General features: G+C 71.9%; 23 protein-coding genes. 17 read left to right on the top strand and 6 right to left on the bottom strand.

What is annotated here, in order from left to right; genetic code table 11:
• The first annotated feature begins 1 nt into the window (after position 1).
• The 5 genes from ACIBZJ_RS17175 (at position 2) to ACIBZJ_RS17155 (ending at position 4,959) form a co-directional block, all read left to right on the top strand.
• Positions 2–496: a DUF3180 domain-containing protein gene (locus tag ACIBZJ_RS17175; protein WP_395930484.1), complete on the top strand. Its 495-nt coding sequence runs from the start codon at positions 2–4 to the stop codon at positions 494–496.
• A 4-nt stretch (positions 497–500) separates the two neighbouring features.
• Positions 501–785, top strand: coding sequence for a hypothetical protein (locus ACIBZJ_RS17170; protein WP_395930482.1), 285 nt, complete (start codon positions 501–503; stop codon positions 783–785).
• 56 nt (positions 786–841) lie between these two features.
• The gene (locus ACIBZJ_RS17165; RefSeq protein ID WP_395930480.1) at positions 842–1,990 is read left to right on the top strand and encodes an ABC transporter permease; all 1,149 of its coding nucleotides are present in this window, start codon (positions 842–844) and stop codon (positions 1,988–1,990) included.
• A 164-nt stretch (positions 1,991–2,154) separates the two neighbouring features.
• Positions 2,155–2,892: an ATP-binding cassette domain-containing protein gene (locus ACIBZJ_RS17160; RefSeq protein WP_395930478.1), complete on the top strand. Its 738-nt coding sequence runs from the start codon at positions 2,155–2,157 to the stop codon at positions 2,890–2,892.
• Between the two features lie 234 nt (positions 2,893–3,126).
• Positions 3,127–4,959 (top strand): hypothetical protein, encoded by a 1,833-nt coding sequence (locus ACIBZJ_RS17155; RefSeq protein WP_395930476.1) that lies wholly within the window; start codon positions 3,127–3,129, stop codon positions 4,957–4,959.
• A gap of 3 nt (positions 4,960–4,962) precedes the next feature.
• Here the strand turns inward: ACIBZJ_RS17155 and ACIBZJ_RS17150 are convergent, their stop codons facing one another.
• Entirely contained in the window at positions 4,963–6,054 is a 1,092-nt protein-coding gene (locus ACIBZJ_RS17150; RefSeq protein ID WP_395931234.1) for an NADH-quinone oxidoreductase subunit D, read from the bottom strand.
• Positions 6,055–6,159: 105 nt separating this feature from the next.
• Between ACIBZJ_RS17150 and ACIBZJ_RS17145 the strand changes: the two genes are divergently transcribed.
• Positions 6,160–7,395 carry a cytochrome P450 gene (locus ACIBZJ_RS17145; protein WP_395930474.1) on the top strand — a complete coding sequence of 412 codons (1,236 nt, stop codon included), beginning with the start codon at positions 6,160–6,162 and terminating at the stop codon, positions 7,393–7,395.
• Positions 7,396–7,674: 279 nt separating this feature from the next.
• Complete coding sequence (locus ACIBZJ_RS17140) at positions 7,675–8,763, top strand: Rid family hydrolase (protein WP_395930472.1); 1,089 nt, start codon at positions 7,675–7,677, stop codon at positions 8,761–8,763.
• A 13-nt stretch (positions 8,764–8,776) separates the two neighbouring features.
• Here the strand turns inward: ACIBZJ_RS17140 and ACIBZJ_RS17135 are convergent, their stop codons facing one another.
• Genes ACIBZJ_RS17135 through ACIBZJ_RS17120 form a run of 4 tightly spaced genes read right to left on the bottom strand, consistent with a single transcriptional unit; the run spans position 8,777 to position 12,732 of the window.
• Positions 8,777–9,727, bottom strand: coding sequence for an SAM-dependent methyltransferase (locus tag ACIBZJ_RS17135; protein ID WP_395930470.1), 951 nt, complete (start codon positions 9,725–9,727; stop codon positions 8,777–8,779).
• A complete protein-coding gene (locus ACIBZJ_RS17130; RefSeq protein ID WP_395930468.1) occupies positions 9,727–10,641 on the bottom strand; it encodes an ABC transporter permease in 915 nt (304 codons plus the stop codon). Before ACIBZJ_RS17130 ends, ACIBZJ_RS17135 begins: the two co-directional genes overlap by 1 nt.
• Entirely contained in the window at positions 10,628–11,611 is a 984-nt protein-coding gene (locus ACIBZJ_RS17125; RefSeq protein WP_395930466.1) for an ATP-binding cassette domain-containing protein, read from the bottom strand. Before ACIBZJ_RS17125 ends, ACIBZJ_RS17130 begins: the two co-directional genes overlap by 14 nt.
• A complete protein-coding gene (locus ACIBZJ_RS17120; protein ID WP_395930464.1) occupies positions 11,608–12,732 on the bottom strand; it encodes an outer membrane lipoprotein carrier protein LolA in 1,125 nt (374 codons plus the stop codon). Before ACIBZJ_RS17120 ends, ACIBZJ_RS17125 begins: the two co-directional genes overlap by 4 nt.
• A 149-nt stretch (positions 12,733–12,881) precedes the next feature.
• On the opposite strand from ACIBZJ_RS17120, the gene ACIBZJ_RS17115 reads away from it, so the two are divergent.
• Complete coding sequence (locus ACIBZJ_RS17115; protein WP_395930462.1) at positions 12,882–13,559, top strand: response regulator transcription factor; 678 nt, start codon at positions 12,882–12,884, stop codon at positions 13,557–13,559.
• Positions 13,556–14,992 carry a sensor histidine kinase gene (locus tag ACIBZJ_RS17110; RefSeq protein ID WP_395930460.1) on the top strand — a complete coding sequence of 479 codons (1,437 nt, stop codon included), beginning with the start codon at positions 13,556–13,558 and terminating at the stop codon, positions 14,990–14,992. The genes ACIBZJ_RS17115 and ACIBZJ_RS17110 overlap by 4 nt, the downstream gene beginning before the upstream one ends.
• 55 nt (positions 14,993–15,047) lie before the next feature.
• Here the strand turns inward: ACIBZJ_RS17110 and ACIBZJ_RS17105 are convergent, their stop codons facing one another.
• On the bottom strand, positions 15,048–16,286 hold the full coding sequence (locus tag ACIBZJ_RS17105) for a DoxX family protein (RefSeq protein ID WP_395930458.1): 1,239 nt from the start codon (positions 16,284–16,286) through the stop codon (positions 15,048–15,050).
• A 169-nt stretch (positions 16,287–16,455) separates the two neighbouring features.
• Here ACIBZJ_RS17105 and ACIBZJ_RS17100 point away from each other — a divergent pair, with 169 nt between their 5' ends.
• The 8 genes from ACIBZJ_RS17100 (at position 16,456) to ACIBZJ_RS17065 (ending at position 24,828) form a co-directional block, all read left to right on the top strand.
• On the top strand, positions 16,456–17,376 hold the full coding sequence (locus ACIBZJ_RS17100) for a Rossmann-like and DUF2520 domain-containing protein (protein ID WP_395930456.1): 921 nt from the start codon (positions 16,456–16,458) through the stop codon (positions 17,374–17,376).
• Positions 17,377–17,464: 88 nt separating this feature from the next.
• Positions 17,465–18,301 (top strand): pantoate--beta-alanine ligase, encoded by an 837-nt coding sequence (gene panC, locus ACIBZJ_RS17095; protein ID WP_395930454.1) that lies wholly within the window; start codon positions 17,465–17,467, stop codon positions 18,299–18,301.
• Complete coding sequence (locus tag ACIBZJ_RS17090; protein ID WP_395930452.1) at positions 18,298–19,935, top strand: L-aspartate oxidase; 1,638 nt, start codon at positions 18,298–18,300, stop codon at positions 19,933–19,935. The genes panC and ACIBZJ_RS17090 overlap by 4 nt, the downstream gene beginning before the upstream one ends.
• A complete protein-coding gene (gene nadC, locus ACIBZJ_RS17085) occupies positions 19,932–20,789 on the top strand; it encodes a carboxylating nicotinate-nucleotide diphosphorylase (RefSeq protein WP_395930450.1) in 858 nt (285 codons plus the stop codon). Before ACIBZJ_RS17090 ends, nadC begins: the two co-directional genes overlap by 4 nt.
• A gap of 2 nt (positions 20,790–20,791) precedes the next feature.
• Positions 20,792–21,556, top strand: a complete 765-nt coding sequence (locus ACIBZJ_RS17080) for a type III pantothenate kinase (protein WP_395930448.1) — start codon at positions 20,792–20,794, stop codon at positions 21,554–21,556.
• A gap of 589 nt (positions 21,557–22,145) precedes the next feature.
• Positions 22,146–22,778 (top strand): TetR/AcrR family transcriptional regulator, encoded by a 633-nt coding sequence (locus ACIBZJ_RS17075; RefSeq protein ID WP_395930446.1) that lies wholly within the window; start codon positions 22,146–22,148, stop codon positions 22,776–22,778.
• 52 nt (positions 22,779–22,830) lie between these two features.
• Positions 22,831–24,360 (top strand): lysine--tRNA ligase, encoded by a 1,530-nt coding sequence (lysS, locus tag ACIBZJ_RS17070; protein WP_395930444.1) that lies wholly within the window; start codon positions 22,831–22,833, stop codon positions 24,358–24,360.
• A gap of 111 nt (positions 24,361–24,471) precedes the next feature.
• Entirely contained in the window at positions 24,472–24,828 is a 357-nt protein-coding gene (locus ACIBZJ_RS17065; RefSeq protein WP_395931232.1) for an Lsr2 family protein, read from the top strand.
• Positions 24,829–25,022 lie beyond the last annotated feature (194 nt).

Raw genomic sequence — 25,022 nt, 5'->3', positions numbered from 1 at the left:
AGTGACCCCGCCCCCCAGCCCGCCCACGCCGACCCCGCGGTTGACCCCGACCCGCCCCGGCAGCCTCGCCCTGGTGGTGTTGGTCGCGTGCGTGGCGGCCTGGGCGCTCGCCAACCGTTTTTACGGTGACCTGCCGACGTTCACCTGGTTCCCGGCGCTGTCGATCGCGCTGCTGGCGGTCTTCGAGGTGATCGTGGCCAGGGCGACGAAGGCCAAGATCGAGCGGCAGGAAGACGCCGGGCCGGTGGAGCCGCTGGCCGTGGCCCGGTTCGCGGCGCTGGCGAAGGCGTCCTCGCTCGGCGGGGCGCTGTTCGTCGGTCTGTACGCGGGCCTGCTGCTCTACCTGCTCAGCGAGCGGAGCCGGCTGGCGGCCGCAGCCGACGACCTGCCGGAATGCACTGGTGGCCTGATCGCCGCGGTGCTGCTGGTCGCCGCCGCGCTCTGGCTGGAACGGTCGTGCCGGATTCCGGACCCGCCGGACGATGAGGAAAGCTGATCCCATGAGTGACCTGGCTACGCTGGACGCGCTGTCCACCGAGGAGCTGCGTTCGCGCGCGTTCTCCCGGGCCCGCAAGCACGGCGACATCGGATTCTTCTGGAACCTCATCGAGCGGCTGCCCGCGTCGCGCGAGACCGAGTCGAACGACGAGAGCCTCGGCACCGTCGGGAGCACGATCGAAGAGGTGGTCGGTCTCTGGCGTGAGCTGACCGGCCACGAGTACGGCGACCAGGAGCCACTCTTTCGTGCGGCTTTCATCGACTATCTGCTGAAGCACCCGGAGTAGTTCTCAATTGGGTGCAGCCGTCTACCCTCGGTCTCACGGGACCGAGGAGGTTGACGGTGCGTAAGCGACACGAGAACGACCCGGGTATCGATGACCGGGACGGCGGCACGCTGACGCTGCCGGGGGCGTACGAGGAGCCGCCGGACTACGACTTCCGGGTCGCCGAGCACGACACCCCGACCCAGATGCTCGGGGGAGACACGCCCCCGTTCGGGCTGCCGGTCGTCGCCGCGCCGCCGCCGGTGGCCTCCCCCGCGCCCCGGCCCGTTCGCGACCGGCTGTGGCCGCACCTGGTGTGGGAGATCGTTCTCCTCGCCGCCTGCATCACCGAGGTGCTGCTGATCCTCGCCGAGAACGAGAAGGCGTTCCGAGGGGGCGCCGACTCGGCCCTGATGCTCTGGGTGGCCACCGCGATCCTGCTCGGCAGCGCGGCCGCGCTCTCGCTGCGGGCCGGTATGCCGAACCTCGCGATCGGCGCGATCGCGATCGGCGCCGGTGCCGACTACGCCTGGCTGATCAGCGAGGGGCGTCCGTTCGGGTCCGCGCTGGCGATCTCGCTGGCCGGAGGGGCACTGGCCGGCCTGGTCATCGCGCTGTTCGGCACGGTGTTCGGCGTCCCGAGCTGGGCGGTGAGCCTGGGGGTCGCCGGGCTGCTCTCCGGGCTGGTGCCCGCGCTGGCCGGCAGCGCCGCGCGCAGGGTCGGGAACGAGACCCCCGACGTGCACGTGTCGGCCGGGTGGTGGCTGGCCGGCGCGGTCGTGCTGTCGGTCGCCGGAGCCCTGTTGCTCGCGCTGCCGGCGTTCCGGCGGTTCGTCGGACGCTCCCGGCCGATCGGTGACCCGGCGCGGCGCGTCGGTTTTGTTGCGTCGATCGCGGCGGCCGGAGCGCTGGCCGGATCGGGCGCGCTCGCGGCCGCCGCGGGGCTGCTCGACACCGCGAACCGCGGGACCAGCGCGGCCGGGTACAACGGCATGGCCGAGCTGGCGATGATCGGCTTCAGCGTCGCTCTGCTCGGCGGGGTGAGCGCGCACGGCCGGCGGGGCGGCATCTTCGGTGTCGTACTCGCGGCGTCGCTGCTCGGGCTGGTACGGCTGCACCTGGACCTGCTCGGGGCCGACAAATGGGTCGGCGCGGTGATCTCCGGCGTCGCGATCCTGCTCGGGCTCGCGGTCACCCGCGGGATGGAACGCTTCGGGCAGCGCTGACCACGGCACGTCGGCGACGCTGACCACCGCACCGTCCGATTTGGCACTGGTTGGTGGCCGGAACATGTCTTGCAGATGATGTGACGGTTACCACATACTCGGCAGCCTGACGTGTGGCGCAGCCCGAGGAGACACGGATGGCTCTGGGGTCTTCGGATCAGACGGTGGCTACCGACCGAGGCGTTCTGAGCCTGGCGGACGTGCGGGTCCGGCTGGGTACGACGATCGCGCTCGCCGGCCTCTCGCTCACGGTCGGACCGGGCGAGGTGCTGGCCGTCACCGGCGGCCCGGGCACCGGCAAGTCGACGCTGTTCAACACCGTGTGCGGGTTCGTCCGTCCGGAGTCCGGGCAGGTCACCTGGCACGGCGCGGCCCTGCGTCCGCGGCCGCACCGGCTGACGACGCTCGGGCTGGCCCGGACGTTGCAGGGCGTCGGGCTGTACGGAGGGCTCTCCGTGCTCGACAACGTGCTGGTGGGGGCGCCCGGGGTGCCGCCGGTACCGATCGTCCCGCCGGGACGCCGGGCCGGGATCGGAGTCGCGCTGCTGGGCGGGGTCTCCGTGCTCAGAGGGCTGGGCCGGGAGCCGGGCCGGTTGCGCGAGCGAGCGGTCGACCGTCTGAACCGGCTGGGCCTCACCGCGTACGTCGACGCCGACCTGGCCGCCGTTCCGCTGGAGATGCACGGCCGGGTGGTGCTGGCCCGGGCCCTGCTGGCCGGCTCGGAGCTGCTCGTGCTCGACGACCCGACGTCGGGGCTGGAGCCGGAGGAGGCGGACGCGCTGGCCGCCCTGGTACGCGAGGTGCCGGGCGGAACCGGTTGCGCAGTGTTACTGGCGACCGCGGACAGCACGTTTGCCGCTGCTGCGGCGGATCGAACCATCACCCTCGATAAGGGTGATTAGGGACACTATGGGTACCGGTTAGCCAATCTGCCGACACCGTCCGGTTACCGTGATGTGGTGGATCCGGACTGTGCGCAACCGAACGAACATCCGTCAAACGGCGGAGGCGGATCGGACGAACCGTCTGGTGTGGAGCAGATTGCAACCGACAACTCGGGTGAAACGGCATCAACGAACCCGTCCGGATCATCCAGAACGCGGACACCGCGTGAGGGACTCGCTAACCTCGATCGCATGCCGCCGCCTCACCTACCGCCCCCGGAGCGAGCGGAGAAAGCCGCACCGGCTCCGGGATTCCGCCGCCACGTCGGCAAGCTGTTCTGGGTCGGCGTCGCCATTGCCCCGATCGCGGCATTGCTGTTGGTCCTCGGAAGCGGTGTCGGCCCCCTGCGCGCGGCCGCCGTTCTCGCGGTCTTCTCCGTCGTCGTCATCGGGCTGAGCGTCGTGTTGCGCGACGACGCCGCGATGGTCAAGGACGACGTCGAGGAGCAGTTGCGCACCGAGGTCGGCCAGCTCCGCAACGACATCGACTCGCTCCGCCGCGGTGTGGAGGTCTCCGTCCACCGCGAGCTCGAGCGGGTCCACCGCGAACTCGAGGCCACCCGGCGTGACTCGGTGCTGCGGGCCGAGTCCACCCGGATGGGGCGCTTAACCAGCGCGTTACCGGGCGCCGACGACTACGACGGCCGGTACCACGGAGCCGGTAACGGCCCGCGCGAACGCCGGGCGATCACCGCTCGCGCCGAGGCCCAGGGCGGCGCCCCGTCGGCGGAAGCCGCCTACGACTGGTTCGGCCAGACCGACGGCGAGGGCGACGGCGATCCGAACGCCCCCCAACGCCCGGACGCTGTGCGGCCGGAGGCCCACCGTCCGGACGCCCACCGGTCTGACGCCCAGCGCCCCGATGCCCAGCGCCCCGATCTTCAGCGTCAGGATCCGCAGCGTCAGGAGCCGATCCGGTACGGCGCCGGTACCTACGGGTCGGCGCGCGCCGAGGTGCCCGAGCACACCCCGGCCCCGGCGCCGGGCAACTGGCCCCGCCGCCCGGCCGAGGCCGAGCAGGCCGCTGATGCCCACCCCGGCCGCCGCCGTCGCGACGAGGCACCGGCCGGTACCGAGTACGGCCGCCGGCGTGACAACGAGCGTGACCACGACGCGGCCGAGCAGGCCGGTCGCTACCAGACCTACCAGGCCGGCACCTACGCGTCCGGCGCCTACGACTCCGAGGCCAGCGACGGCGACGTCAGCCGCCGCCGTGGTGGCCGTCGCCGGGCCGAGGAAGACTCCGCGTCCTACGAGATGATCGATTACGACGACGCCCCGCCGGTCTACACCGCCCGTCGCCTGGACGCCGGGGTCTACGGATCCCGTGCCGCCGGTGCGGAGGAAGACTCCGGCGAGTTCCGCGAGCAGCCGTCCGGCGAGTCCGGCACGGTCGACTACACCGAGTTCTGGGCCCGGTCGGCTTCCCCGGCCCGCTCCGAGGCGAACGGCCGCCGCGACGACGGCCGTGGAGCCGATCGCGGGGGCGAACGCAGCGACGATCAGAGTTCGGCCAGCGAATGGTCGTCCTGGCGCGAGCGCGGGAACGACAACGACGGCAACGCGTGGGACACCGGCTCGCAGCGTCGCTACGACCGCGACGACCCGCAGGTGATCACCGGCGCGATCACCGGAGACGTGTTCGACGTCCCTTACACCGTCGGCGGCCAGGCGCTCTCCGAGCCGGAGTTCGGCGCGGGCAACGGCTTCGGTGCCGGCAACGGGTTCGGCCACGGCAACGGGTTCGGCGGCCAACAGCAACAGCGCTGGGACGAGCTGCCCGACGTGCAGCCGGCCCCGACCTGGCAGGCCCCCAACCTCGGTGACCCGTCCCAGCACGGTCAGGCCCAGCACGGTCCGTCGGCACCGAACGGCTCGGCGGTCGACGAGCGGTCGGCCGAGTTCGAGCTGCCGAGCCTCGACCACCTGCCCCAGGCGGGCGGCGGCTCGCCCGCCCCGGAAGGCGCGGGCGGACGTCACGCGCGTCACGCGAAGGACGACACCGGCGCCTACCGCAGCTGGTAAGCGCTATTTATCGACGTCGCCGACGACGAAGAACATCGAGCCGAGGATCGCGACCAGGTCGGGAAGCAGCGTGCCCGGCAGCAGAGTGGCGAGCGCCTGGACGTTCGCGTAAGACGCGGTGCGCAGCTTCAGCCGCCACGGCGTCTTCTCGCCCCGCGACACCAGGTAGTACCCGTTGATGCCGAGCGGGTTCTCGGTCCACGCGTAGGTGTGGCCCTCGGGCGCCCGGACGACCTTGGGCAGCCGTACGTTCACCGGCCCGCTCAGCGTCGAAATCCGGTCGAGGCAGGCGTCGGCCAGATTGAGGGAGACGTGGACCTGGTCGAGAAGCACCTCGAACCGGGCGTGGCAGTCGCCCGCGGTCCGAGTGACGACCTCGAGCGTGTCGGTGAGCTCGCCGTAGGCCAGGTAGGGCTCGTCCCGGCGTAGGTCGATGTCCAGCCCGGACGCGCGGGCCACCGGACCGCTGGCACCGTAGGCGGCGGCCTTGCCGGCATCGAGCACACCGATGCCGACCGTCCGGGCCAGGAAGATGTCGTTGGTCCGGATGACGTTCTCGAGATCGGACATCCGCCTGCGGACGTCCGCCACCGCTTGCCGGGTGCGGGAGGTCCAGCCGGCCGGGACCTCCTCCTTCACGCCTCCGACCCGGTTGAACATGTAGTGCATCCGCCCGCCGGATGCCTCCTCCATCACCGCCTGCAGCGTCTCGCGCTCCCGGAACGCGTAGAACATCGGCGTGATCGCGCCGATCTCCAGGGGATACGACCCCAGGAACATCAAATGATTGAGGACGCGATTGAGCTCGGCGAGCAGGGTCCGGAGCCAGGTGGCCCGCTCCGGTACCTCGATACCCATCATGCGTTCGACGGCCAGCGCGACGCCGAGCTCGTTGGAGAACGCCGAGAGCCAGTCGTGCCGGTTGGCCAGCATCAGGATCTGGCGGTAGTCGCGGACCTCGAACAGCTTCTCGGCGCCGCGGTGCATGTACCCGACGATCGGCTCGGCCGAGACGACCCGCTCGCCGTCGACGACCAGGCGCAGCCGTAGGACGCCATGTGTGGACGGGTGCTGCGGGCCGATGTTGAGCACCATGTCGGCGGTCGCGAGTTCGCTGGCGCCGCTACCGATGCCGACCGTGAGTTCCACCCGGACATGGTGGCACGCTGGATCGAAACCAACTGGGGTTAGCGTGGTGCAATGACCGGTTCAGTAGTGCCCGCTCCCGCGTTCGACCCGTGGTCACCGGAGTTCGTCGCCTGGCCCTACGACGTCTACGCCGACTTGCGTGCGAACGCGCCGGCCTGGCAGTTCCCCGGGACGGGCCAGTACCTGTTCTCCCGCCACGAGGACGTCGACAAGCTGTTGCGTGATCGTCGCCTCGGCCGGTCGTACCTGCACGTGGCGACGCACGAGGAGATGGGCCACCAGCCGGACCAGGAGCACCTGGAGCCGTTCTGGACGCTGATCCGCAACGGGATGCTCGACGTCGAGCCGCCGGATCACACCCGGCTGCGGCGGCTGGTCTCGAAGGCGTTCACGATGCGGACGGTTCAGCGGCTGACACCGCGGGTGCAGGAGTTCGCGTCGCAGCTGGTGTCGGACCTGCTGGACGCCGGGTCCGACGGGTCGGCGGTCGACCTGATCTCGACGGTGGCCGAGCCGCTGCCGGTCGCGGTGATCGCGGAGATGCTGGGGATTCCCGAGTCGGATCGGCACCTCCTGCGGCCCTGGTCGGCCGACATCTGCGGGATGTACGAGCTGAACCCGTCGGCCCAGGCCGAGGCGACGGCGGTGCGGGCGAGCATCGAGTTCTCGTCGTATCTGGTGGGGCTGGCGGAGGAGCGGCGCGCGAAACCCGGCGACGACCTGATCAGCGCGCTGGCGTCGGTCGTCGACGCCGGTGATCAGCTGACCGACGGCGAACTGGTCGGGACGTGCGTGCTGCTGCTGAACGCCGGGCACGAGGCGACCGTGAACGTGACCGGCAACGGGTGGTGGTCGCTGTTCCGGAACCCGTCGGAGCTGGCCCGGCTGCGATCGGGGGAGGTCGGGGTCGGCACCGCGATCGAGGAGCTGATGCGGTGGGACACGCCGCTGCAGATGTTCGAGCGGTGGGTGCTGGAAGACATCGAGATGCACGGCGTCCGGATTCCCCGGGGTACCGAGATCGGATTGCTGTTCGGGTCGGCGAACCGGGACTCCGCGGTCTTCGCCGACGCCGAGCGTCTCGATCTGGGGCGGACGCCGAACCCGCACATCTCGTTCGGGGCCGGCATCCACTTCTGTCTGGGGGCGCCGCTGGCGCGGGTCGAGCTCGGGGCGTCGTTCGAGACGATGATCCGGCGGGTGCCGGGGCTGGCGCTCGCCGAGGAGCCGCGGTGGAAGCCCGGGTTCATCATCCGAGGGTTGGAGTCGTTGCAGGTAACCGTGTGACGAGTTCACTGAGCGTCGTCCGATTTGGTCACCTGGGGTGGGTGGGGCATCGTAAGGTGTCTGCCAACTCGTTTTGTCCGGGGGCCGCTTCGACGCGGAAGACGTCCGCACCGCAGACGGGCAAGGGGAAACCGACGACGCTGGGACGGTTGTGGCGTGAGCTACGGAGTAACCGACGACCTTGGCCAGGGGCGGCACCACGCGCGTGACGGGGATTCTCCGGATCAGCCCAGGCGGCGTTCGCGCTCGGCCGGGAGCGTTCCTCGGTCACCGGATCCGTTGACCGACCCGATCGGCTCGCTGGACGGATCGCTCGACCGGCCTCTCGGCGGTGACGCGGAGGAGCCCCGGGGGTTCGAGGCAGCGGACGAGATGGTGCCGGGAGACTCCTTGATCCGCCGGGAGGATCCGGCGCGGGTGGCCGCGCGGGCGAGTCGCGAGCGGTCCCGGCCGGAGAGTCGGTCGGACGTGCGCCCGGAGGGGCGGGCGGTGCCGCCGCAGCGTCGGCCCGAGCCGGAGGACTATCGCGGCCGGGTCCTGCCGCGCCGGGAGCCGGAGGCGACCGACCGCGTCCGCGGAGGCATGCCCGACCCCGGCGACCGACCGAGACGGTCGGCTCCCTCCGAGACGGACGACCGGCTACGGCGTTCGGGACCGATCGACACCGGCGAGCGGTCGCGGGGTGCGGCTGACACCGGTGACCGGGTGCGCGACCCGGGCGATCGTCCGCGCCGCGCCGACCCGCGCGACACCGGCGACCGGCCGCGCGGTGTCGCCGATACCGGAGACCGGCTACGGCGTTCGGGGCCGATCGACACCGGTGACTGGCCGCGCGGTGTCGCCGACACGGGTGACCGGCCGCGCGGAGTCCGTGGGGCCGCCGCGGTGTCCGGGAGGGCGGTCGTGGCCGACCCGGCCCGCCGCCCGGCTCCCGAGCCGCGTCCGCGTGCCGCCCGTCCGGACGGGCCGTCGCGGGCCGGGCGCCGGGTCAACCCGTTCGAGGTTCCCGATCCGCGCGGGTACTCGCACGCCACGGTCGCGTCCGGACAGTTCGTGTTCCTGGCCGGGCAGACCGGCGCCGACCACGAAGGCCGCATCGTCGACGGTGGACTCGTTCCGCAGTTCGACCGCGCGATCCAGAACCTGCTCGCCGCGCTGGCCGCCAGCGGCGGCACCTGCGAGCACCTGACCCGGGTCGAGATCCAGGTGACCTCGATCGACGACTACAAGGCCGCCGCCAGAGCGATCGGTAGCGTCTGGCGCGCCCGCCTGAGCGGTGCCGCCCCGGCCCTCTCCCTGGCCGAGGTCCGCCGCTTCTGGGACCAGGAAGCGTTGATCCAGATAGCCGCCCAGGCGGTCGTTCCGTAGGCAGCGGGCCGGGTCAGAGCAGAGCGTCTTCGACGTTCTTGGGTTGCAGCAGCCAGTGGAAGCTGCCGAGGCCCGGTACGGCGGTCAGTTCGGCGGCCCTGGACGTGGCGCTCAGCGCACGGAGATACCCGGCCGGATCCGCGGTGGCCTGCGAGCGCGGAGGCAGAGCCCCCGACACCCCCAGCGCGCGCAGCACGTCGCGCTGCCGCCGCAGCGGCAGGCCGGGCGCCAGCGAATCCATCGCCACGTGCGCGGTGACATCGCACGACCCGTCCGGCACCGGCACCACCTGCCGGCCGTCGCGATACCCGCTCAGCGTCCCGCCGCGCGGCCGGGCGTCCACCGTGTGGCCGTAGTCGACCGCCACGGCGAGACCGCGCCGTACGCGCCCCACCGCCGCCGCCCAGGCCGCGTCACGCGCGGAACCGACCTCGGCCCGGTCGCCGGGCTCGGACAGCGGCCACCACCGCGCCAGCCACGCCGCGTCGGCGCCGGAGACGACCGCCCCCGGCGACTCGGCGCCGGAAGACGGATCCACCAGCACGATCCGGTCCGCCCCGGACGGGTCGCGCTCGACCACCTCCACCGGGACGTTGTCGAGCCACTCGTTCGCCAGCAGCAGCCCGGTCAGCGCCGGAACCTCCCCGACCCAGGAAACCGAGGACGGCAGCGACGAAGGACGACCCCCACGCTCGACCGCGGTCACCCGGACCCGCCGGCCCAGCCGCGAAGGCAGCGCGGAAACCAGCTCGCCACCACCCGCACCGACATCCACGAAATCCAGCGGATCCGGATGCCCCAACGCCCGGTCCACCCGCGAGAGCAACTCGCCGACGGCGTCCGCGAACAGCTCCGGAGCCGCGTGCAGGGACGTGCGGAAATGCGCCCCCGGACGGTGCGTCAGATAGAACCCGCCGGGCCCGTACAGGGCCTCGGACGCGGCCTCCCGCCAGGACACCGGCACTAAGAGGTGACGTCCTTCGCCCCGAACCGCGCCCACGCCGCCGACGCGAACACCGCCGTGTACACCGCCGCGCTGACCAGCCCCGGCACCAGTGCTCCGAACCCGATCGGATCGCGCAGCAGCTCGCCGAAGTCCGTCCAGTAGTGCGTGAGCAGGAACGGGTGCAGGAACGCGAGCTGGGGCACGGCCTCCAGGATCTGGAACGTCACGGTGACCGCGACGACCCCGATCGTCGCCGCGATCGGCTGCTCGGTGAGCGTCGACGCGAACACCCCGATCGCGGCCAGCGCGACCAGGCACGCGGTCAGGTACAGGCAGACCAGCCCGAGCCGCAGCAACGCGCCGCCGAGCCCGATTTGCGTCCCGGAGAGCAGCGCGGTCGAGCCGCCACCGAACAGCAGCACGCCGATTCCCGCGCCGACCGCACCGATCAGCGCGATACCGGCCATCGTGTACGCGACGACCGCGGCGAACTTCACCAGCAGCAACCGGGTCCGCCCGACCGGCACGGTCAACAGGTACCGGAGAGTCCCCAGGTTCGCCTCACCGGCGACCGCGTCCGCGGCGATCGCCGACACGGCCAGCGGCAGGAACAGCGGCAGCGCCACCGCGAGCGCGGTCAGCGCGACGAACAGTCCGTTGCCGTTCACCAGCGCGAGGAACGCCGGCCCGCGACCGGTCGAGGGGCCCGCGAACCGGACCGCGACCGCGATCACCACCGGCACCGCCGCCAGCATCAGCAGCGCGGCCTGGTTGCGCCGCCGCCCGAACACGAGCCGGAGCTCCGACAGCAACAAACGCCCGGTGGGGAAACCCGCGGTCAGTCCGGCCACCTGCACGATCGTGGCGGGCTCGCGCAAGCGCACCGGGAAGAACGCCCCCGGTACCGCGGCGTAGGCCTTAGGCGCTGACATCGAAGCCCTCCCCGGTGAGCCCGACGAATACCTCTTCCAGCGTGGGGGAGAGCACCCGGAAACCCTGCACCGGCACGCCGTCGTAGACCAGTGCGGCCACGACCCGGTCGGCCGGGATGTCGTGGTAGACCGCGCGGGCCCGGTTCCCGTCCAGCTCGATGTCGGTCAGCCCGACTCGCCGCAGCGTGTCGACCGCGTCCAGCGGCCGGTCGCTCTCGACCTCGACCCGGGGCGCGGTGCCCGCGCGCAACTCGTCCAGCGGGGCCTGCGCGACCAGCCGGCCGACGTTCATCACGCCGACGTGGGTGCAGATCTGCTCGACTTCGGCCAGCAGGTGCGTCGAGAGCATCACGGTCGTGCCGCCGGAGGCCAGCTCCGCGATCAGCGTGCGGACCTCGCGGGTGCCCTGCGGGTCGAGGCCGTTCGTCGGTTCGTCGAGCACCAGCAGGTCTCGCGGTCGCAGCAGCGCGGCCGCGAGACCGAGCCGCTGCCGCATCCCGAGCGAGTACGCCCGGTACTTCTTGCGGCCCGCGGCGGTGAGGCCGACCCGGTCCAGCGCCGCCGCGATCCGTTCCGCGGACGTCGTCGGGTCGGCCGTCCGGTCGACCGCGTCGATCCGCCGGAGGTTCTCCCGCCCGGACAGGTGCGGGTAGAACGCCGGTCCCTCGACCAGCGCGCCCACCCGCGGCAGCACGCGCGCGGCGTCCTCCGGCATTCGGCCGCCGAGCAGCCGGGCGGTCCCCGCCGTCGGCCGGGCCAGGCCCAGCAGCATCCGGATCGTCGTCGTCTTCCCCGACCCGTTCGGGCCGAGGAACCCGTACACCGACCCGGTCGGCACGGCCAGGTCGAGGCCGTCGACCGCGACCTGGCCGCTGCGGAACCGCTTCGTCAAACCCGCGGTGCTGACCGCGAGCGCACTGCCGTGCGCACGATCGAGGTCTTGCGGACGCTCGACCGCAGGCGCTGTCATCGCGCCGCCGCCTGGTAGAGCCGCTCGGGATCGACGGCGCCGAACACCACCCGTCCGTCGTCGGTCAGTACCGCGCACAGCAGGTCGGACTCGAACAGACGCCCGCTACCCCAGGAGCCGCTCACCTTCGGCAGAGCGCTCAGCAGGTCGCCCCCACGGCCCTCGGTCGGCTTCGTGACGTCGCTGACGATGCCGACGCGGGTCCAGCCCGAGCCGACCGTCGTGATCCGGTCCTTCGGCAGCTTCTCGTGAGTCGTGCCCGGCTTTCCCTCGCTCACCGTGGCGCCGGGCGGCGGGGTGAACGTGAACTGCGCCTGGTCAGGGGCGTCGAACGAGACCTGGGTGAACCCGACCTCGAATGCCGGAGTGGACGCGCCGCGAGCGAAGACCTGCACCCGGAGCGGCATTTTCTTCTCGGAGTCGACCGCGATCCGCACCTGCCCGACGCGGGACGCGCGGTCCTTCGGCTTCAGCACCAGCTCGTACGCGGCCCGGCCGGCGACCTTGGCGGTTCCGTCGGTCGAGACGTCGGTGCTGGGCGAGAGCGACCTCAGCAGCCAGTCGGCGGCGTCCTGCGGTGTGGACGGTGCCGCCGACGGTGACGGGTGCTTCAGGTCGTCCGGATCGAGTTTGGTGTGGGTGGCCTGGTTCTTCGTGCTCGACCACGTCCACAGGTCGTTGCCGTTGCGGACGACGTCGGACTCGCCGAGGGACCCGAGCAGCGCTACGCGCTGCTTGTCTTCCCCGCCGTACCAGACGCGCAGCGTGTGGGTGCCGGTCAGCATCGACAGAAAGTCCGAACTGCCCTGCGCTCCGGACGTCGGGAAGCTCGGCAGACCGAGGTCGGACTTCTGGACGACGGTGCCGGAGAAGCTCTGCGGAAGCGCCGACTGCAGATCGACGAGCAGCGCGGAGGCGGTCCGTGGTGGTAGCGAGGGGGACGCGTCGGCGGTGAGCATGCGGCTGACGCCGCCGCCGACCAACGCGAGCACGAGCACGACGGCCGGTACGGCCCAGCGCAACGACGGACGACGGACCAGGAGCGGTCGCTGTGCGACCGATCCCGAGGTCGACGAGAGCACCTCGGGCTCGTGCGGCGCTCCGGAATCTCGCGGAGACATGGCGAACACCTCCCGGTGGCTTAGCTACCTGCCGATGCTGCTCGGTGCATGCTGAGATCGGGCTGAGATGGCGGGTGGTACTCAGCACCCTCACAGTGCGGATGCCGGAGGCTTGCCCCGCTGTCAACTGGCGTAACGAAGGGATGCAAGTGCGGGTATTGGTCGTCGAGGACGAGATTCGGCTGGCCGGGGCGCTCCGGCGCGGCCTGCAGACCGAGGGGTTCGTCGTCGACGTGGCACACGACGGCATGGATGGCCTCGAACGGACCCGCCAGAACGAGTACGACGCGGTCATCCTCGACATCATGCTGCCCAAGCTCTCGGGCTACCGGGTGGTCCAAGCACTGCGGGCGGAGAAGAACTGGGTCCCGGTGCTGATGCTCTCGGCCAAGGACGGTGAGTACGACCAGGCCGACGGTCTGGACGCCGGTGCCGACGACTACCTGACCAAGCCGTTCTCGTACGTCGTGCTGGTGGCGAAACTGCGGGCGCTGCTGCGGCGGGGCGCGCCGGAGCGTCCGACCGTGCTGAGCGCGGGCGACCTGGAGCTCGACCCGGCGTCCAGGCGGGTGACCAGGGCCGGGGTCGAGATCACGCTGACCGCGCGCGAGTTCGCGCTGCTGGAGTACCTGATGCGCCACGCCGGTGAGGTCGTCAGCAAGGTCGAGCTGCTCGAGCACGTCTGGGATCTCTACGACACCGGCGAGGCGAACGTCGTCGAGGTGTACGTGGGCTACCTGCGACGCAAGATCGACCAGCCGTTCGAGCGCCGGGCCGTGACGACGGTCCGGGGGGCGGGGTACCGGCTCGAGCCGGACGGCGGATGAGGTTCGTGCACCTGCCCGGACGCGTCTGGCGTCGAGCCCGGCTGCGGACGCGGCTGGTGGCGCTGGCCACGGCGGCGGTGCTCGTCGCGCTGGCGCTGAGCCTGGTCGTGCTGGTCGTGGTGCTGCGCGCCTCGCTGGAGCGCGCGCTGGACGGCGCGGCCAGGCAGACCGGTTCGGACGTCGCCGCGCTGGTCGACGCCGACCGGCTGCCGGACCCGATCCCGGCCGGCGGCACGACGGTCGTGCAGGTGATCGACCGGAACGGCCGGGTGCTGGCCGCGTCGGCCGGTGCGGATCGGCTGGTCCCGATGTTGCCGTCGAGCGAAGTGGAGCTCGTTCTGCGGGACGAGGAGCGCTACGAGCCCGGCTACCGGTTCGGCGTCGACGGGGTCGTGCGGGTCGTGGCGGTCTCGGCGGGTACCGCCGAGGATCCCAAGACCGTGCTGGTAGCGGTGCCGGCCAGCGAGGTGCACGAGTCGGTCAGGGTGGTGCGGGTCGGGCTGCTGACCGGGTACGGGGTCTTGCTGGTCGTGCTGGTGGTGCTGGCCTGGCGGATGGTCGGCGCGGCGCTGCACGCGGTCGAGGCACTCCGCCGGGGCGCGGAGACGATCGCGGCCGGCGGCTCCGGGATCGGTGGGAGCGTTCGTGGCGGTGGTGCGGAGCGACTGCCGCTGCCGCGGGCGCACGACGAGATCTTCCGGCTCGCCGAGACGCTGAACTCGATGCTGTCGCGGCTGGACGCCGCCCGGGCCAGGCAGCGGGCGTTCGTCGCCGACGCCGCGCACGAGTTGCGCAGCCCGCTGGCCAGCCTGCGGACCCAGATCGAGGTGGCGGAGGTGACCGCGACCCCGGCCGAGCCGGGTGACCTGCTCGCCGACGTCGAGCGGCTGACCCGGCTCGTCGACGACCTGCTGCTGCTCGCGCGCATGGACGACGGCCCGGCCCGCTACCGGCCGCCCGAGCCGGTCGAGCTCGCGCTGGTCGCGGATGCCGCCGTCGCGCGCTCCACGGGCGCTCGAGTGCCGGTCGTGCGGGTGGATCGGCCGGGGGCGGCGTCGGCCGTGGTCGAGGGGGACGAGGACGGGCTGACCAGGGTCGTCACGAACCTGGTGGAGAACGCGGTGCGCTACGCCGAGAGCGGCGTCGAGGTACGGCTCGGTTCCGAGTCGGGCTGGGGCACGCTCGAGGTCGTCGACGACGGGCCCGGGATCCCGGCCGCCGACCGGGAACGGGTGTTCGCGCGCTTCACCCGCCGGGACGACGCCAGGGACCGGGACAGTGGAGGCTCGGGCCTCGGCCTGGCCATCGCCCTGGAGATCGTGAGCCGTCACGGCGGCACGATCACGCTGGCGGACGCGTCGCCCCACGGCCTGCTGGCCACCGTGCGCCTGCCGCTGTCGGTTCCCGACACCGACGAAGAAATGGCGCCTTGACGGGTTCGTCCGGGCCGGGACGAGCCCGTCAAGGCGCCGTGGCGAGGTCGCTCCCTCAGATCAGGTGAGCGCCCAGACTGGCCAGCAGGGCCACGAGGGCTACCGCGGCGGCGGCGCACTGGACGGCGGCCCCGTTGCAGAACGGGATCCGGGCGTCGGCGGCGTACCGGCCCGGGCCGGTGACCAGCAGGCCGAGCGCGGCGCCGCTCAGGATCAGCGGCAGCTCGATGCCGTTGTTCGTCGCGAAGAAGCCGTTCCCGAGGTTGACCGCGACCATCGCGTTGACCGTGACGCCGATGATGCCGCCCGCGGCCAGCGGCGTGAGCAGCCCGACCGCGAGCAGGAGGCCACCGAAGAGCTCGCCGATGATCGCGGCCAGCGCGAACAGGGCGCCGGGCTGGTAGCCCAGGGCGGAGAAGCCGTCCGCGGTCGCGGAGAAGCCGTCGCCGCCGAACGCGCCGAACGCCTTCTGGGCACCGTGGGCGGCCATCGTGAGGCCGATGACCAGGCGCAGGACGAGCAGACCGGCGTCGGCGACGGCGGTCGGGGTCTCGATCGTCAGCAGCGCGCTGAGCGAGTTCCAGTCGTGCGGGGCGGCGTGTCTCGGGCCGGCCCAGATCGTGCGGTTCGTGGCCGGAGGGGCGGCGTAACTCAGGTCGAACGGCCCGGTGGCCCGGGGCGGGTGCTCGGCCGGGTTCCCCGCGGCGGCGGGATGTCCGGCCGTCGTCGCGTGGTCGGTGGGCGGCGGTGCCGTGGCCCGCTCGGGGGCGGACGTCGCCGGGGCGGGGTGGTGGGGCGGGGCCATCCCGGGCAGGCCGGCCGGGAAGACCGGTCGCCCGAGCACGGGCTCGAACGGCGGCGGCGCCGCCGTGGCCGCCCGAGCCGCCGCCTGCGCAGCCGCCGGTGCAGCGGGTGCAGTCGTTCCTGCGTGCGCAGGGGGTGCGGCCGTCGCGGCGGGCGCAGCCGGTGCAGCCGCTCCGGGACCAGCCGCTCCGGGACCAGCCGCTCCGGGACCAGCCGCTCCGGGACCAGCCGCTCCGGCGGGCTCGGCGGGTGCGGGCTGCTCCGAGGGCCGGTTCGGCTGGTCGGAAGGCTCGGCGGCGAGGTCGGCGGCTTTCTCCGGGGCGTCGGGCTCCGGGGCGTCGGGCATCGGGGGCATCACGCTCGTGGGGGCGGCCACCACCGCGCTCCACAGCGCATCGAGCACCGACCGATCCTCGAACACCGAGTGGTGTTCTTCGGTCGAGCGCGCCGGTGCAGCCGTGTGGCGGGGCGTCGTCCGCACGCGAGCCATGCAGCCTCCTTAGTCGGCTTCATCCCATTAATAGATGAATACGACAATTACGGCAAGGGGTGTAATTCGAACGTTGTAACAGTGCTGTGACACCGCCGACATGGCCTACCTGGACCTCGCACCCGCACGCATACTTGGGCCGACCGGTACCCGATTCGAGGACTGGATCATGGATCACTCGCACGGCACCCCGCCGTCCCCGGCCGACCGGCCGGCACGGCTCGCGGTCGGCCTGGTCGGCGCCGGCCGCGCCGGATCGGTACTCGCCGCCGCGCTCGCACGCGCGGGTCACCAGCCCGTGGCCGCCTCCGCGGTGAGCAGCGACTCGCTCGACCGAGCCGCCCGCCGCCTGCCCGGCACCCCGATCGTGCCGCCCGACTCCGTGGTCGCGGCCGCCGACCTCGCGCTGCTCGCGGTGCCCGACGACGCGCTGGAGCCGCTGGTCACCGGCCTCGCCGAGGTCGGCGCGTTCCGGGCCGGCCAGATCGTCGTCCACATTTCCGGTGCCCACGGCCTCGGGGTGCTCGCGCCCGCCACGCGGGTGGGCGCGCTGCCGCTGGCACTGCACCCGATCATGACGTTCAGCGGCCGCGACGAGGACGAAAGCCGCCTGGCCGGCGTGTCCTGGGGTGTGACCGCACCGCCCGAGTTGCGTCCGGTCGGCGAAGCGCTCGTGCTCGAGATGGGAGGCGAGCCGCTCTGGATCGCCGACGAGCAGCGGGCGCTGTACCACGCGGCGCTGGTGGTGGCCGCGAACCACCTGGTCACGCTCATCAACGATGCCGCCGACCTGCTGCGTGCGGCCGGGGTCGAACAGCCCGGGCTCGCGCTCGCGCCGCTGGCCGGTGCCGCGCTCGACAACGCGCTGCGGTCCGGCGACGCCGCGCTGACCGGTCCGGTCTCCCGTGGCGATGCCGGGACGGTCGTCGGCCACCTGGACGTCCTGCGCGGACGCCAGCCGAGCGCGGTCGCCGGATACCTGGCCATGGCCCGCCGTACCGCCGACCGGGCGATCGCCGCCGGCCGCCTCGATCCGGCCGCCGCGGAGAGTCTGCTCGACGTACTCGGCGGCCACTCCGCGGCGACCTGAACGGCGCTCCAATCGCCCGCGGCGCCGCTCGCCGGGCGTCTGCAAGAAGGCTTTCGAGGACCTGCACCCCGCACGGATGGAGTTGGTTATGACGGTCCGTACGCCTGTCGTGGTGAGCGACCGCGAGTCGCTGGCCCGGGTCCGGGACTTCGCTGACGGGCCGGTGGCGGTGGTCATGACGATGGGCGCGCTGCACGACGGGCACGCCGCGCTGCTGCGCCAGGCTCGGGCGCGCGCCGCCACCGTGATCACCACGGTGTTCGTCAACCCGCTGCAGTTCGGCCCGAACGAGGACTTCGACCGCTACCCGCGCACGCTCGAGGGCGACCTGGAGATCTGTGCCCGCGAAGACGTCGACATCGTGTTCGCCCCGACCGTCAACGTCATGTATCCGAGCGGACAGCCGAACACCCGCGTCAACCCGGGGCCGCTCGGCGAGATCCTCGAAGGCGCGAGCCGGCCGGGGTTCTTCCACGGCGTGCTCACGGTCGTCCTCAAGCTGATCAACCTGACCCGGCCCGACGTGGTGTTCTTCGGCGAGAAGGACTACCAGCAGGTCGCGCTCGTCCGGCAGATGGTCCGGGATCTCGACCTGGACATCGAGGTCGTCGGTGTGCCGACCGTGCGCGAGCCGGACGGCCTCGCGCTCTCCAGCCGGAACCGATACCTGTCGGAGTCCGAGCGGGCCACCGCGCTGGCGCTGGCGGCCGCACTGAAGGCCGGGGCCGCCGCGGGTCCGCACGGCGTGGCCGCGGTCGAGGAGGCCGCCCGCGAGGCGCTGAGCGTCGACGGTCTCGACCTCGACTACGCGGTCGTCACCGCGCCCGACCTCGGACCGGCGCCGGGGAGCGGCCCGGCCCGGCTGCTGCTCGCGGCCAAAGTCGGGACGACCCGGCTGATCGACAACGGTCCGGTCGCGCTGTGACGGTCCCGAGGCGGCTGCTGGCGGCCTCGCCCGGCTGGACCGTCACCGCGGACGTCTGCGTGATCGGGTCCGGCGTCGCCGGGCTCTGCGCCGCGCTGCACGCCCGGGAAGCCGGCCTGTCGGTCGTCGTCGTGACGAAGGTCAACATCGACGACGGTTCGACGCGCTGGGCGCAGGGTGGCATCGCCGCCGTGCTCGATCCGCTCGACACCCCGGCTGCCCACGCGAAAGACACGCTGATCGCCGGCGTCGGGCTCTGTGACCCGGTCGCGGTCGACGTCCTCACCCGGGAGGGCCCGGGGCGACTGTACGAACTGATCGCGGCCGGCGCCGAGTTCGACCGCGACCGGGACGGCTCGCTGATGCTCACCCGCGAGGGCGGCCACCACGCCGACCGGATCGTCCACGCGGGCGGTGACGCCACCGGTGCCGAGGTGCAGCGGGCGCTGCACGCGGCGATCCGCCGCGACCCCGGCGTCCGGCTGATCGAGCACGCGCTGGTGCTCGACCTGCTCACCGGCGCCGACGGCCGGGCCGCCGGGGTCAGCCTGCACGTGCTCGGTGAGGGTTCGGAAGACGGCGTCGGCGCGGTCCTGGCCCGCGCGGTCGTGCTCGCGACCGGCGGACTCGGCCAGATCTTCGCGAGCACCACGAACCCGGCCGTCTCCACCGGCGACGGGGTCGCGCTCGCGCTCCGGGCCGGTGCCGCGGTCACCGACCTGGAGTTCGTCCAGTTCCACCCGACCGCGCTGTACCTGGGCGCGGACGCCCCGGCCGGGCAGCAACCGCTGGTCAGTGAAGCGGTGCGCGGCGAGGGCGCCTACCTGCGCAACGCCGACGGCGAGCGGTTCATGGTGGGTCGGCACGAGCTGGCCGAACTCGCCCCGCGAGACATCGTCGCCAAGAACATCACCCGCGAGATGCTCGCGTCGGGCCGCGAGCACGTGTGGCTCGACGCCCGGCACCTCGGACGGGAGTTCCTCGAGCACCGGTTCCCGTCGATCCTGGCCCGGGCCAGGCAGGCGGGTATCGACCCGGTCACGGATCTGGTCCCGGTGGCGCCGGCCGCGCACTACGCGTCCGGCGGTGTCCGGACCGACCTGAACGGCCGGACCAGCGTGCCCGGCCTCTACGCGTGCGGTGAGGTCGCCTGCACCGGCGTGCACGGCGCCAACCGGCTCGCGTCCAACTCGTTGCTGGAGGGGTTGGTCTTCGCCGGACGGATCGGCGCGGACCTCGCCCGTGACCTGCCGCCGCAGACCGAACCGGTCGACATCGAGGGCAGCGGCCTCGACCACTACGTGGTGTCCTCGACGGTCCGGGAGGACGTGCAGCACGCGATGGTGCGCGGCGCGGGGGTGCTGCGCTCCGCGACGTCGCTGCAGGCGACATCGGACACGCTGGCGCAGCTCGGCGGGAAGCATTCGGTCGACCCCCGCCCGGCGAACTGGGAGGTCACCAACCTGCATACAGTGGCGACCGCGCTCGTGACGGCTGCGCTCACCAGGGAAGAGACCCGAGGCTGCCACTGGCGCGAGGACTTCCCGGACGCGTCAGACACCTGGCGGGGACACCTGCTGGCCGCGATCGCGCCGAACGGCGCACTGACCGAGACGTACGAGGCGATGGCATGAACCAGCTCGATCCGGCCTGGGTGGCCGACCTGGCCCAGAGAGCGCTCGCCGAGGACCTCGGCGGCCCCGACGGCGTCGACGTGACGAGCGTCGCCACGATCCCGGCCGATCAGGTCGACGTGGTGGACCTGGTGGCGCGGGCCTCCGGCGTGATCGCCGGGCTCTCGGTCGCGCAGGCGGTGTTCTCCGCCGTCGGGGTCACGGAATTCGACGCGCGCGTCGGCGACGGCACCGTCGTGCACCGCGGCGACGTGCTCGCGACGATCTCCGGGCCGACGCGGGCGCTGCTCACCGCCGAGCGGACCGCGCTGAACCTGATCTCGCGCACGTCCGGGATCGCCACCCACACCCGGCGCTGGACGGCCGCGATCGAGGGCACCGGTGCCCGGGTGCTCGACACCCGCAAGACGACGCCGCTGCTGCGTCCGCTCGAGAAGTACGCCGTTCGTGCTGGTGGGGGCACCAACAAGCGGATGGGCCTCTACGACGTCGCGATGATCAAAGACAACCACAAGCTCGCGGCCGGCTCGATCACGGCGGCGTACGACGCGGTCCGTTCGGCCTTCCCGGACGTGCCGGTACAGGTCGAGGTCACCACGGTGGCCGAGGCCGTCGAGGCGGTGACCGCCGGAGCGACGTTCCTGCTGCTCGACAACATGGAGCCGGCGCTGCTGTGCGAGGTGGTGGCCGCCGTCGGCGGCAAGGCCGAGCTGGAGGCCACCGGCGGTCTGACGCTCGAGCGCGCCCGCGAGTTCGCCGAGACCGGCGTCGACTACCTGTCGGTCGGGGCGCTGACGCACTCGTCGCCGATCCTCGACATCGCTCTGGACCTGCGACCGCGGAAGGCCTCGTAACCGTGCTGCTCACCATCGACGTCGGCAACACCAACATCGTGCTGGCGACTTTCGCCGACGAGAAGCTCGTGCACTCCTGGCGGATCCGGACCGACAGCCGGATGACCGCGGACGAGCTCGCGTTGCAGTTCCGCGGGCTGCTGGAGAGCGAGGCGGTGCAGATCACCGGCGTCTCCGCGTGTTCGACCGTGCCGTCGACGCTGCGCGAGCTGCGGTCGATGCTCGACAAGTACTACGGGGACATCCCGACGATGATCGTCGAGCCCGGCGTCCGGACCGGGGTGTCGATCATCATGGACAACCCCAAAGAGGTCGGTTCCGACCGGATCATGAACACGCTCGCCACGTATCACCTGTACGGCGGTCCGGCCGTCGTCGTCGACTTCGGCACGTCGACGAACTTCGACGTCGTCGGGGCCGACGGCGCGTTCCTCGGTGGCGCTCTGGCGCCGGGCATCGACATCTCGGTGGACGCCCTGGCCGCGCGGGCCGCCCAGCTGCGGAAGGTCGAGCTGGTGCGGCCACGGTCGGTGATCGGGAAGAACACGGTCGAGGCGCTGCAGTCGGGGATCATCTTCGGGTTCGCCGGCCAGGTGGACGGCATCGCCAGGCGGATGGTGGACGAGCTCGGTGGAGTGACCGCCGTCGTGGCGACCGGCGGGCTCGCGCCGCTGGTCATCGGCGAGTCCCGGGAGATCACCAAGCACGAACCGAACCTCACGCTGATCGGCCTGCGCCTGGCGTTCGATCGGGCCGCGGCCCGCTGAGGTCACCGACGCGCGGGCCCGCGGTTCGGCGCGGCCCGGCCGGTGCTGCTCGCGCTCGGCTACCCGACTCCCGACCAGGCGGTCGGCCCGGGCGGCGTCGCTGACCTGGGCCGGCCGGTCCGGCGGCGGACCGGACGTCCGGCTGGAGATCCAGTTCGAGCGCCGCCTCGATCCGTCCTGGTACTTCGGCCCGACGGAGGACGCGTTCGTGCGCGCGGCGGAGAACTACCTGCTCGATTCGCTCGGGCCGGAGCCCGCGTGACGCTCGTGCGGTACCTCGTGCTCGGGGTGCCGCTGCCGGCGCTGCTGGCTGCCTCGTACCGGAGCCCGGTGGGGTGTGCGCGGCCCTGCTGCTGTCGTTCCTGGCCGCGCTGATCGGCGTCGCGGTGCTGGCCGGATGCCGATCCTGCGGAGGCCGGTCGACCTGGCCGCACGCGGAGCCGGGCTCGGCCCGAGCGCGGTCCCGGTCGGACGCGGGCTACCGTCAGCGCCGGACCGGGTGGACGGACAGGGCCGGGCGAGCGGGGAGACGGCGGGCGGGGACGGCGGGCGGGGAGACGGCGAACGGAGAGACGGCGAACGGAGAGACATGGCGGAAGACACCCGACGGCGGCTGATCGACGGCGCGATCGAGACGGTGCGCCGCAACGGCATCGCCGGGACGTCCGCGCGGACGGTGGCCGCCACCGCCGGCGTCAACCAGGCGCTGGTCTTCTACCACTTCGGCAGCGTCGCCGACCTGCTCAACGAAGCCTGCCGCGTCTCCACCGCCGAGGACGTCGAACGCTACCGAGACCGTTTCGCCTCGGTCCGGACGCTGCGCGAACTCCTCGCGCTCGGCCGCGAACTGCACTCCGACCAGCGTGAGCGCGGCAACGTCACGCTGCTCGCCCAGATGCTGGCCGGTGCCCAGGGCGACGCACGCCTGGCCGTCGCGACCAGCGAGGCGATCGGACTCTGGGTGCGCGAGATCGAGAGCGTGCTGCGCCGGGTCGTCGCCGGTTCGCCGATCGAATCGGTCGTCGACGTCGAAGGGCTGGCCCACGCTGTCTCGGCGGCGTTCGTCGGTATGGAGCTGTTCGAGGCCGTCGACCCAGCCGGCAGCAACCGTGCCCTGGACGCGCTCGACCGGCTCGGAATCCTGCTCGAGGTCGCCGACGACCTGGGGCCGGTGGCGAGCGCGGCCCTGCGCAGGCGCCTGCGCATCGCGTCCGGGAGCTGAGACGGCGAACCACCGGTCAAAACAGATCGGAGCGGCTCGATAGGCTTTGGCCGTGACCGAGAACTCCACCGACCCCCGACCCGACCAGCAGGCGCCAGAAGACGTCGACGGCGATCTGCCCGAGCAGGTACGGGTCCGGTTGGAGAAGCGGGCCCGGATGCTCGCCGAAGGCATCGAGCCCTATCCGGTCGGGTTCCCGCGGACGACGACGCTGGCCTCGATCCGTGACCGGTACCCGGAACTCGGTCCGGACGAGCACACCGGTGAGCGGGTTTCGGTCACCGGCCGCGTCATTTTTGTGCGGAACACGGGGAAGCTGTGCTTCGCGACTCTTCGTGAGGGCGACGGAACCGAACTGCAGGCGATGCTCAGCCTCGCGCAGGTCGGTCAGGAATCGCTGGAAAACTGGAAGGCGCTGGTCGACCTCGGTGACCACGTGGGCGTCGAGGGCGAAGTGATCACCTCCCGCCGCGGCGAGTTGAGCGTGCTGGCAGATCGCTGGGTGCTCACCGCAAAGGCGCTCCGCCCACTTCCGGTGGCGCACCGGCCGATGAGCGAAGAAACGCGGATTCGGCAGCGCTATGCGGATCTGATCGTTCGGCCCGAGGCGCGCCGGATGGTGGAAGTGCGTACGGAAGCAGTGCGTGCTTTGCGGGATTCCCTGTACCGCAGGCAGTTCCTCGAGGTCGAGACGCCGATGTTGCAGAACGTGCACGGTGGAGCGGCGGCGCGGCCCTTCATCACGCATTTCAACGCGTTCGATCTCGATGTGTACCTACGGATCGCGCCTGAGCTCTTCTTGAAGCGCTGCGTCGTCGGTGGCATTGAGAAGGTTTACGAACTCAATAGAAACTTCCGTAACGAAGGGGCGGATTCCACACACTCGCCGGAATTCACCATGCTCGAGGTGTACGAAGCCTACGGCAACTACGACACGATGGCCCGGCTGACCAGGGAGCTGTACCAGGAGGCGGCGACCGCGGTGTTCGGGTCGACGCTCGTCGAGCGCTTCGACGGCACCGAGGTCGACCTGGGCGGCGAATGGGAGACCGCGTCGCTGTTCACGCTCGTCTCCGAGGCCGTCGGCGAGGAGGTGACGCCGCAGACCCCGATCGAGGTGCTGCGGACGTACGCCGAGAAGCACGGTGTTGCTGTGAATCCTATTTGGGTACACGGCAAACTGGTCGAGGAGCTGTTCGAGGCACTCTGTGAAGAGCGCCTCGCCGGCCCGATCTTCGTCCGCGACTACCCGACCGACACCAGCCCGCTCACGCGTCAGCACCGTTCGCTGCCCGGCGTCGCGGAGAAGTGGGACCTCTACATCGACGGGGTCGAACGCGGTACCGCCTACTCCGAGTTGGTCGACCCGGTCATTCAGCGTGAGCGCCTGCTCGCTCAGTCGGCGCTGGCGGCGAAGGGTGATGACGAGGCGATGCAGCTCGACGAAGACTTCCTGCGGGCCCTGGAATACGGGATGCCGCCGTCCGGCGGAATGGGCCTGGGCGTGGACCGTTTGCTCCAGGTGTTCACCGGTCGTGGCATCCGCGAGACGATTCTCTTCCCGTTCGTCCGGCCGGTATAAGGGCATCGCTCGGTTACCGAGCGTTTTGACGATACTGGGTATTGGCAATTCGGTCGATGCCATGATTGTATTTAGCCGTACCCAGGTTTTCTGGTGATCCGGGAGGAATTCGTGGCGCAGAAGGTGCAGGTGCTTCTCGTCGATGACATCGACGGAGGGGACGCAGAAGAGACGGTTTCGTTCTCGTTGGACGGTGTGTCTTACGAAATCGATCTGTCTTCGAAGAACGCCTCGACGCTTCGGGACGCGGTTGCGCCTTACGTCGGCGCAGCCCGGAAGGCCGGCCGGGCCACCGCGGTGAAGGTGGCTGCCGCTGCTGCTACCCGCACCCGCTCCACCGGTTCCACGGCGACTGCTGATCGTGAGCAGAACCAGGCCATCCGGGAATGGGCCAAGAAGCGCGGATTCAAGGTTTCCGACCGCGGCCGTATCCCGAGCGACATCGTGAAGAAGTTCCACGCGAGCTAATCGGTCCGGCCCGTCACTCGCTGAAGCCGGACCCTCGCCGAACTCCCGCCGGGCCGCCCCCCTTCCCTCCCGGGCGGCCCGTCGTGCCGCCCCGCTGAACGTGCCGCCCCGCTGAACGTGCCGCCCCGCTGAACGTGCCGCCCCGCTGAACGTGCCGCCCCGCTGAACGTGCCGCCCCGCTGAACGTGCCGCCC

Origin of the sequence: Cryptosporangium sp. NPDC051539, assembly GCF_044454545.1 — a bacterium.
GTDB lineage: Bacteria > Actinomycetota > Actinomycetes > Mycobacteriales > Cryptosporangiaceae > Cryptosporangium.
The sequence above is the reverse complement of the archived record's forward strand: the minus strand, read 5'-3'. Positions and strand labels throughout refer to the sequence as shown.

What these genes read in the sequence shown, in the direction of transcription:
- ACIBZJ_RS17170 (WP_395930482.1), top strand. Translation starts at nt 501, where the DNA reads ATGAGTGACCTGGCTACGCTGGACGCGCTGTCCACCGAGGAGCTGCGT.
- ACIBZJ_RS17155 (WP_395930476.1), top strand. Translation starts at nt 3,127, where the DNA reads ATGCCGCCGCCTCACCTACCGCCCCCGGAGCGAGCGGAGAAAGCCGCA.
- ACIBZJ_RS17150 (WP_395931234.1), bottom strand. Translation starts at nt 6,054, where the DNA reads ATGGTGCTCAACATCGGCCCGCAGCACCCGTCCACACATGGCGTCCTA.
- ACIBZJ_RS17145 (WP_395930474.1), top strand. Translation starts at nt 6,160, where the DNA reads ATGACCGGTTCAGTAGTGCCCGCTCCCGCGTTCGACCCGTGGTCACCG.
- ACIBZJ_RS17130 (WP_395930468.1), bottom strand. Translation starts at nt 10,641, where the DNA reads ATGTCAGCGCCTAAGGCCTACGCCGCGGTACCGGGGGCGTTCTTCCCG.
- ACIBZJ_RS17125 (WP_395930466.1), bottom strand. Translation starts at nt 11,611, where the DNA reads ATGACAGCGCCTGCGGTCGAGCGTCCGCAAGACCTCGATCGTGCGCAC.
- ACIBZJ_RS17120 (WP_395930464.1), bottom strand. Translation starts at nt 12,732, where the DNA reads ATGTCTCCGCGAGATTCCGGAGCGCCGCACGAGCCCGAGGTGCTCTCG.
- ACIBZJ_RS17110 (WP_395930460.1), top strand. Translation starts at nt 13,556, where the DNA reads ATGAGGTTCGTGCACCTGCCCGGACGCGTCTGGCGTCGAGCCCGGCTG.
- ACIBZJ_RS17105 (WP_395930458.1), bottom strand. Translation starts at nt 16,286, where the DNA reads ATGGCTCGCGTGCGGACGACGCCCCGCCACACGGCTGCACCGGCGCGC.
- ACIBZJ_RS17100 (WP_395930456.1), top strand. Translation starts at nt 16,456, where the DNA reads ATGGATCACTCGCACGGCACCCCGCCGTCCCCGGCCGACCGGCCGGCA.
- panC (WP_395930454.1), top strand. Translation starts at nt 17,465, where the DNA reads ATGACGGTCCGTACGCCTGTCGTGGTGAGCGACCGCGAGTCGCTGGCC.
- nadC (WP_395930450.1), top strand. Translation starts at nt 19,932, where the DNA reads ATGAACCAGCTCGATCCGGCCTGGGTGGCCGACCTGGCCCAGAGAGCG.
- ACIBZJ_RS17075 (WP_395930446.1), top strand. Translation starts at nt 22,146, where the DNA reads ATGGCGGAAGACACCCGACGGCGGCTGATCGACGGCGCGATCGAGACG.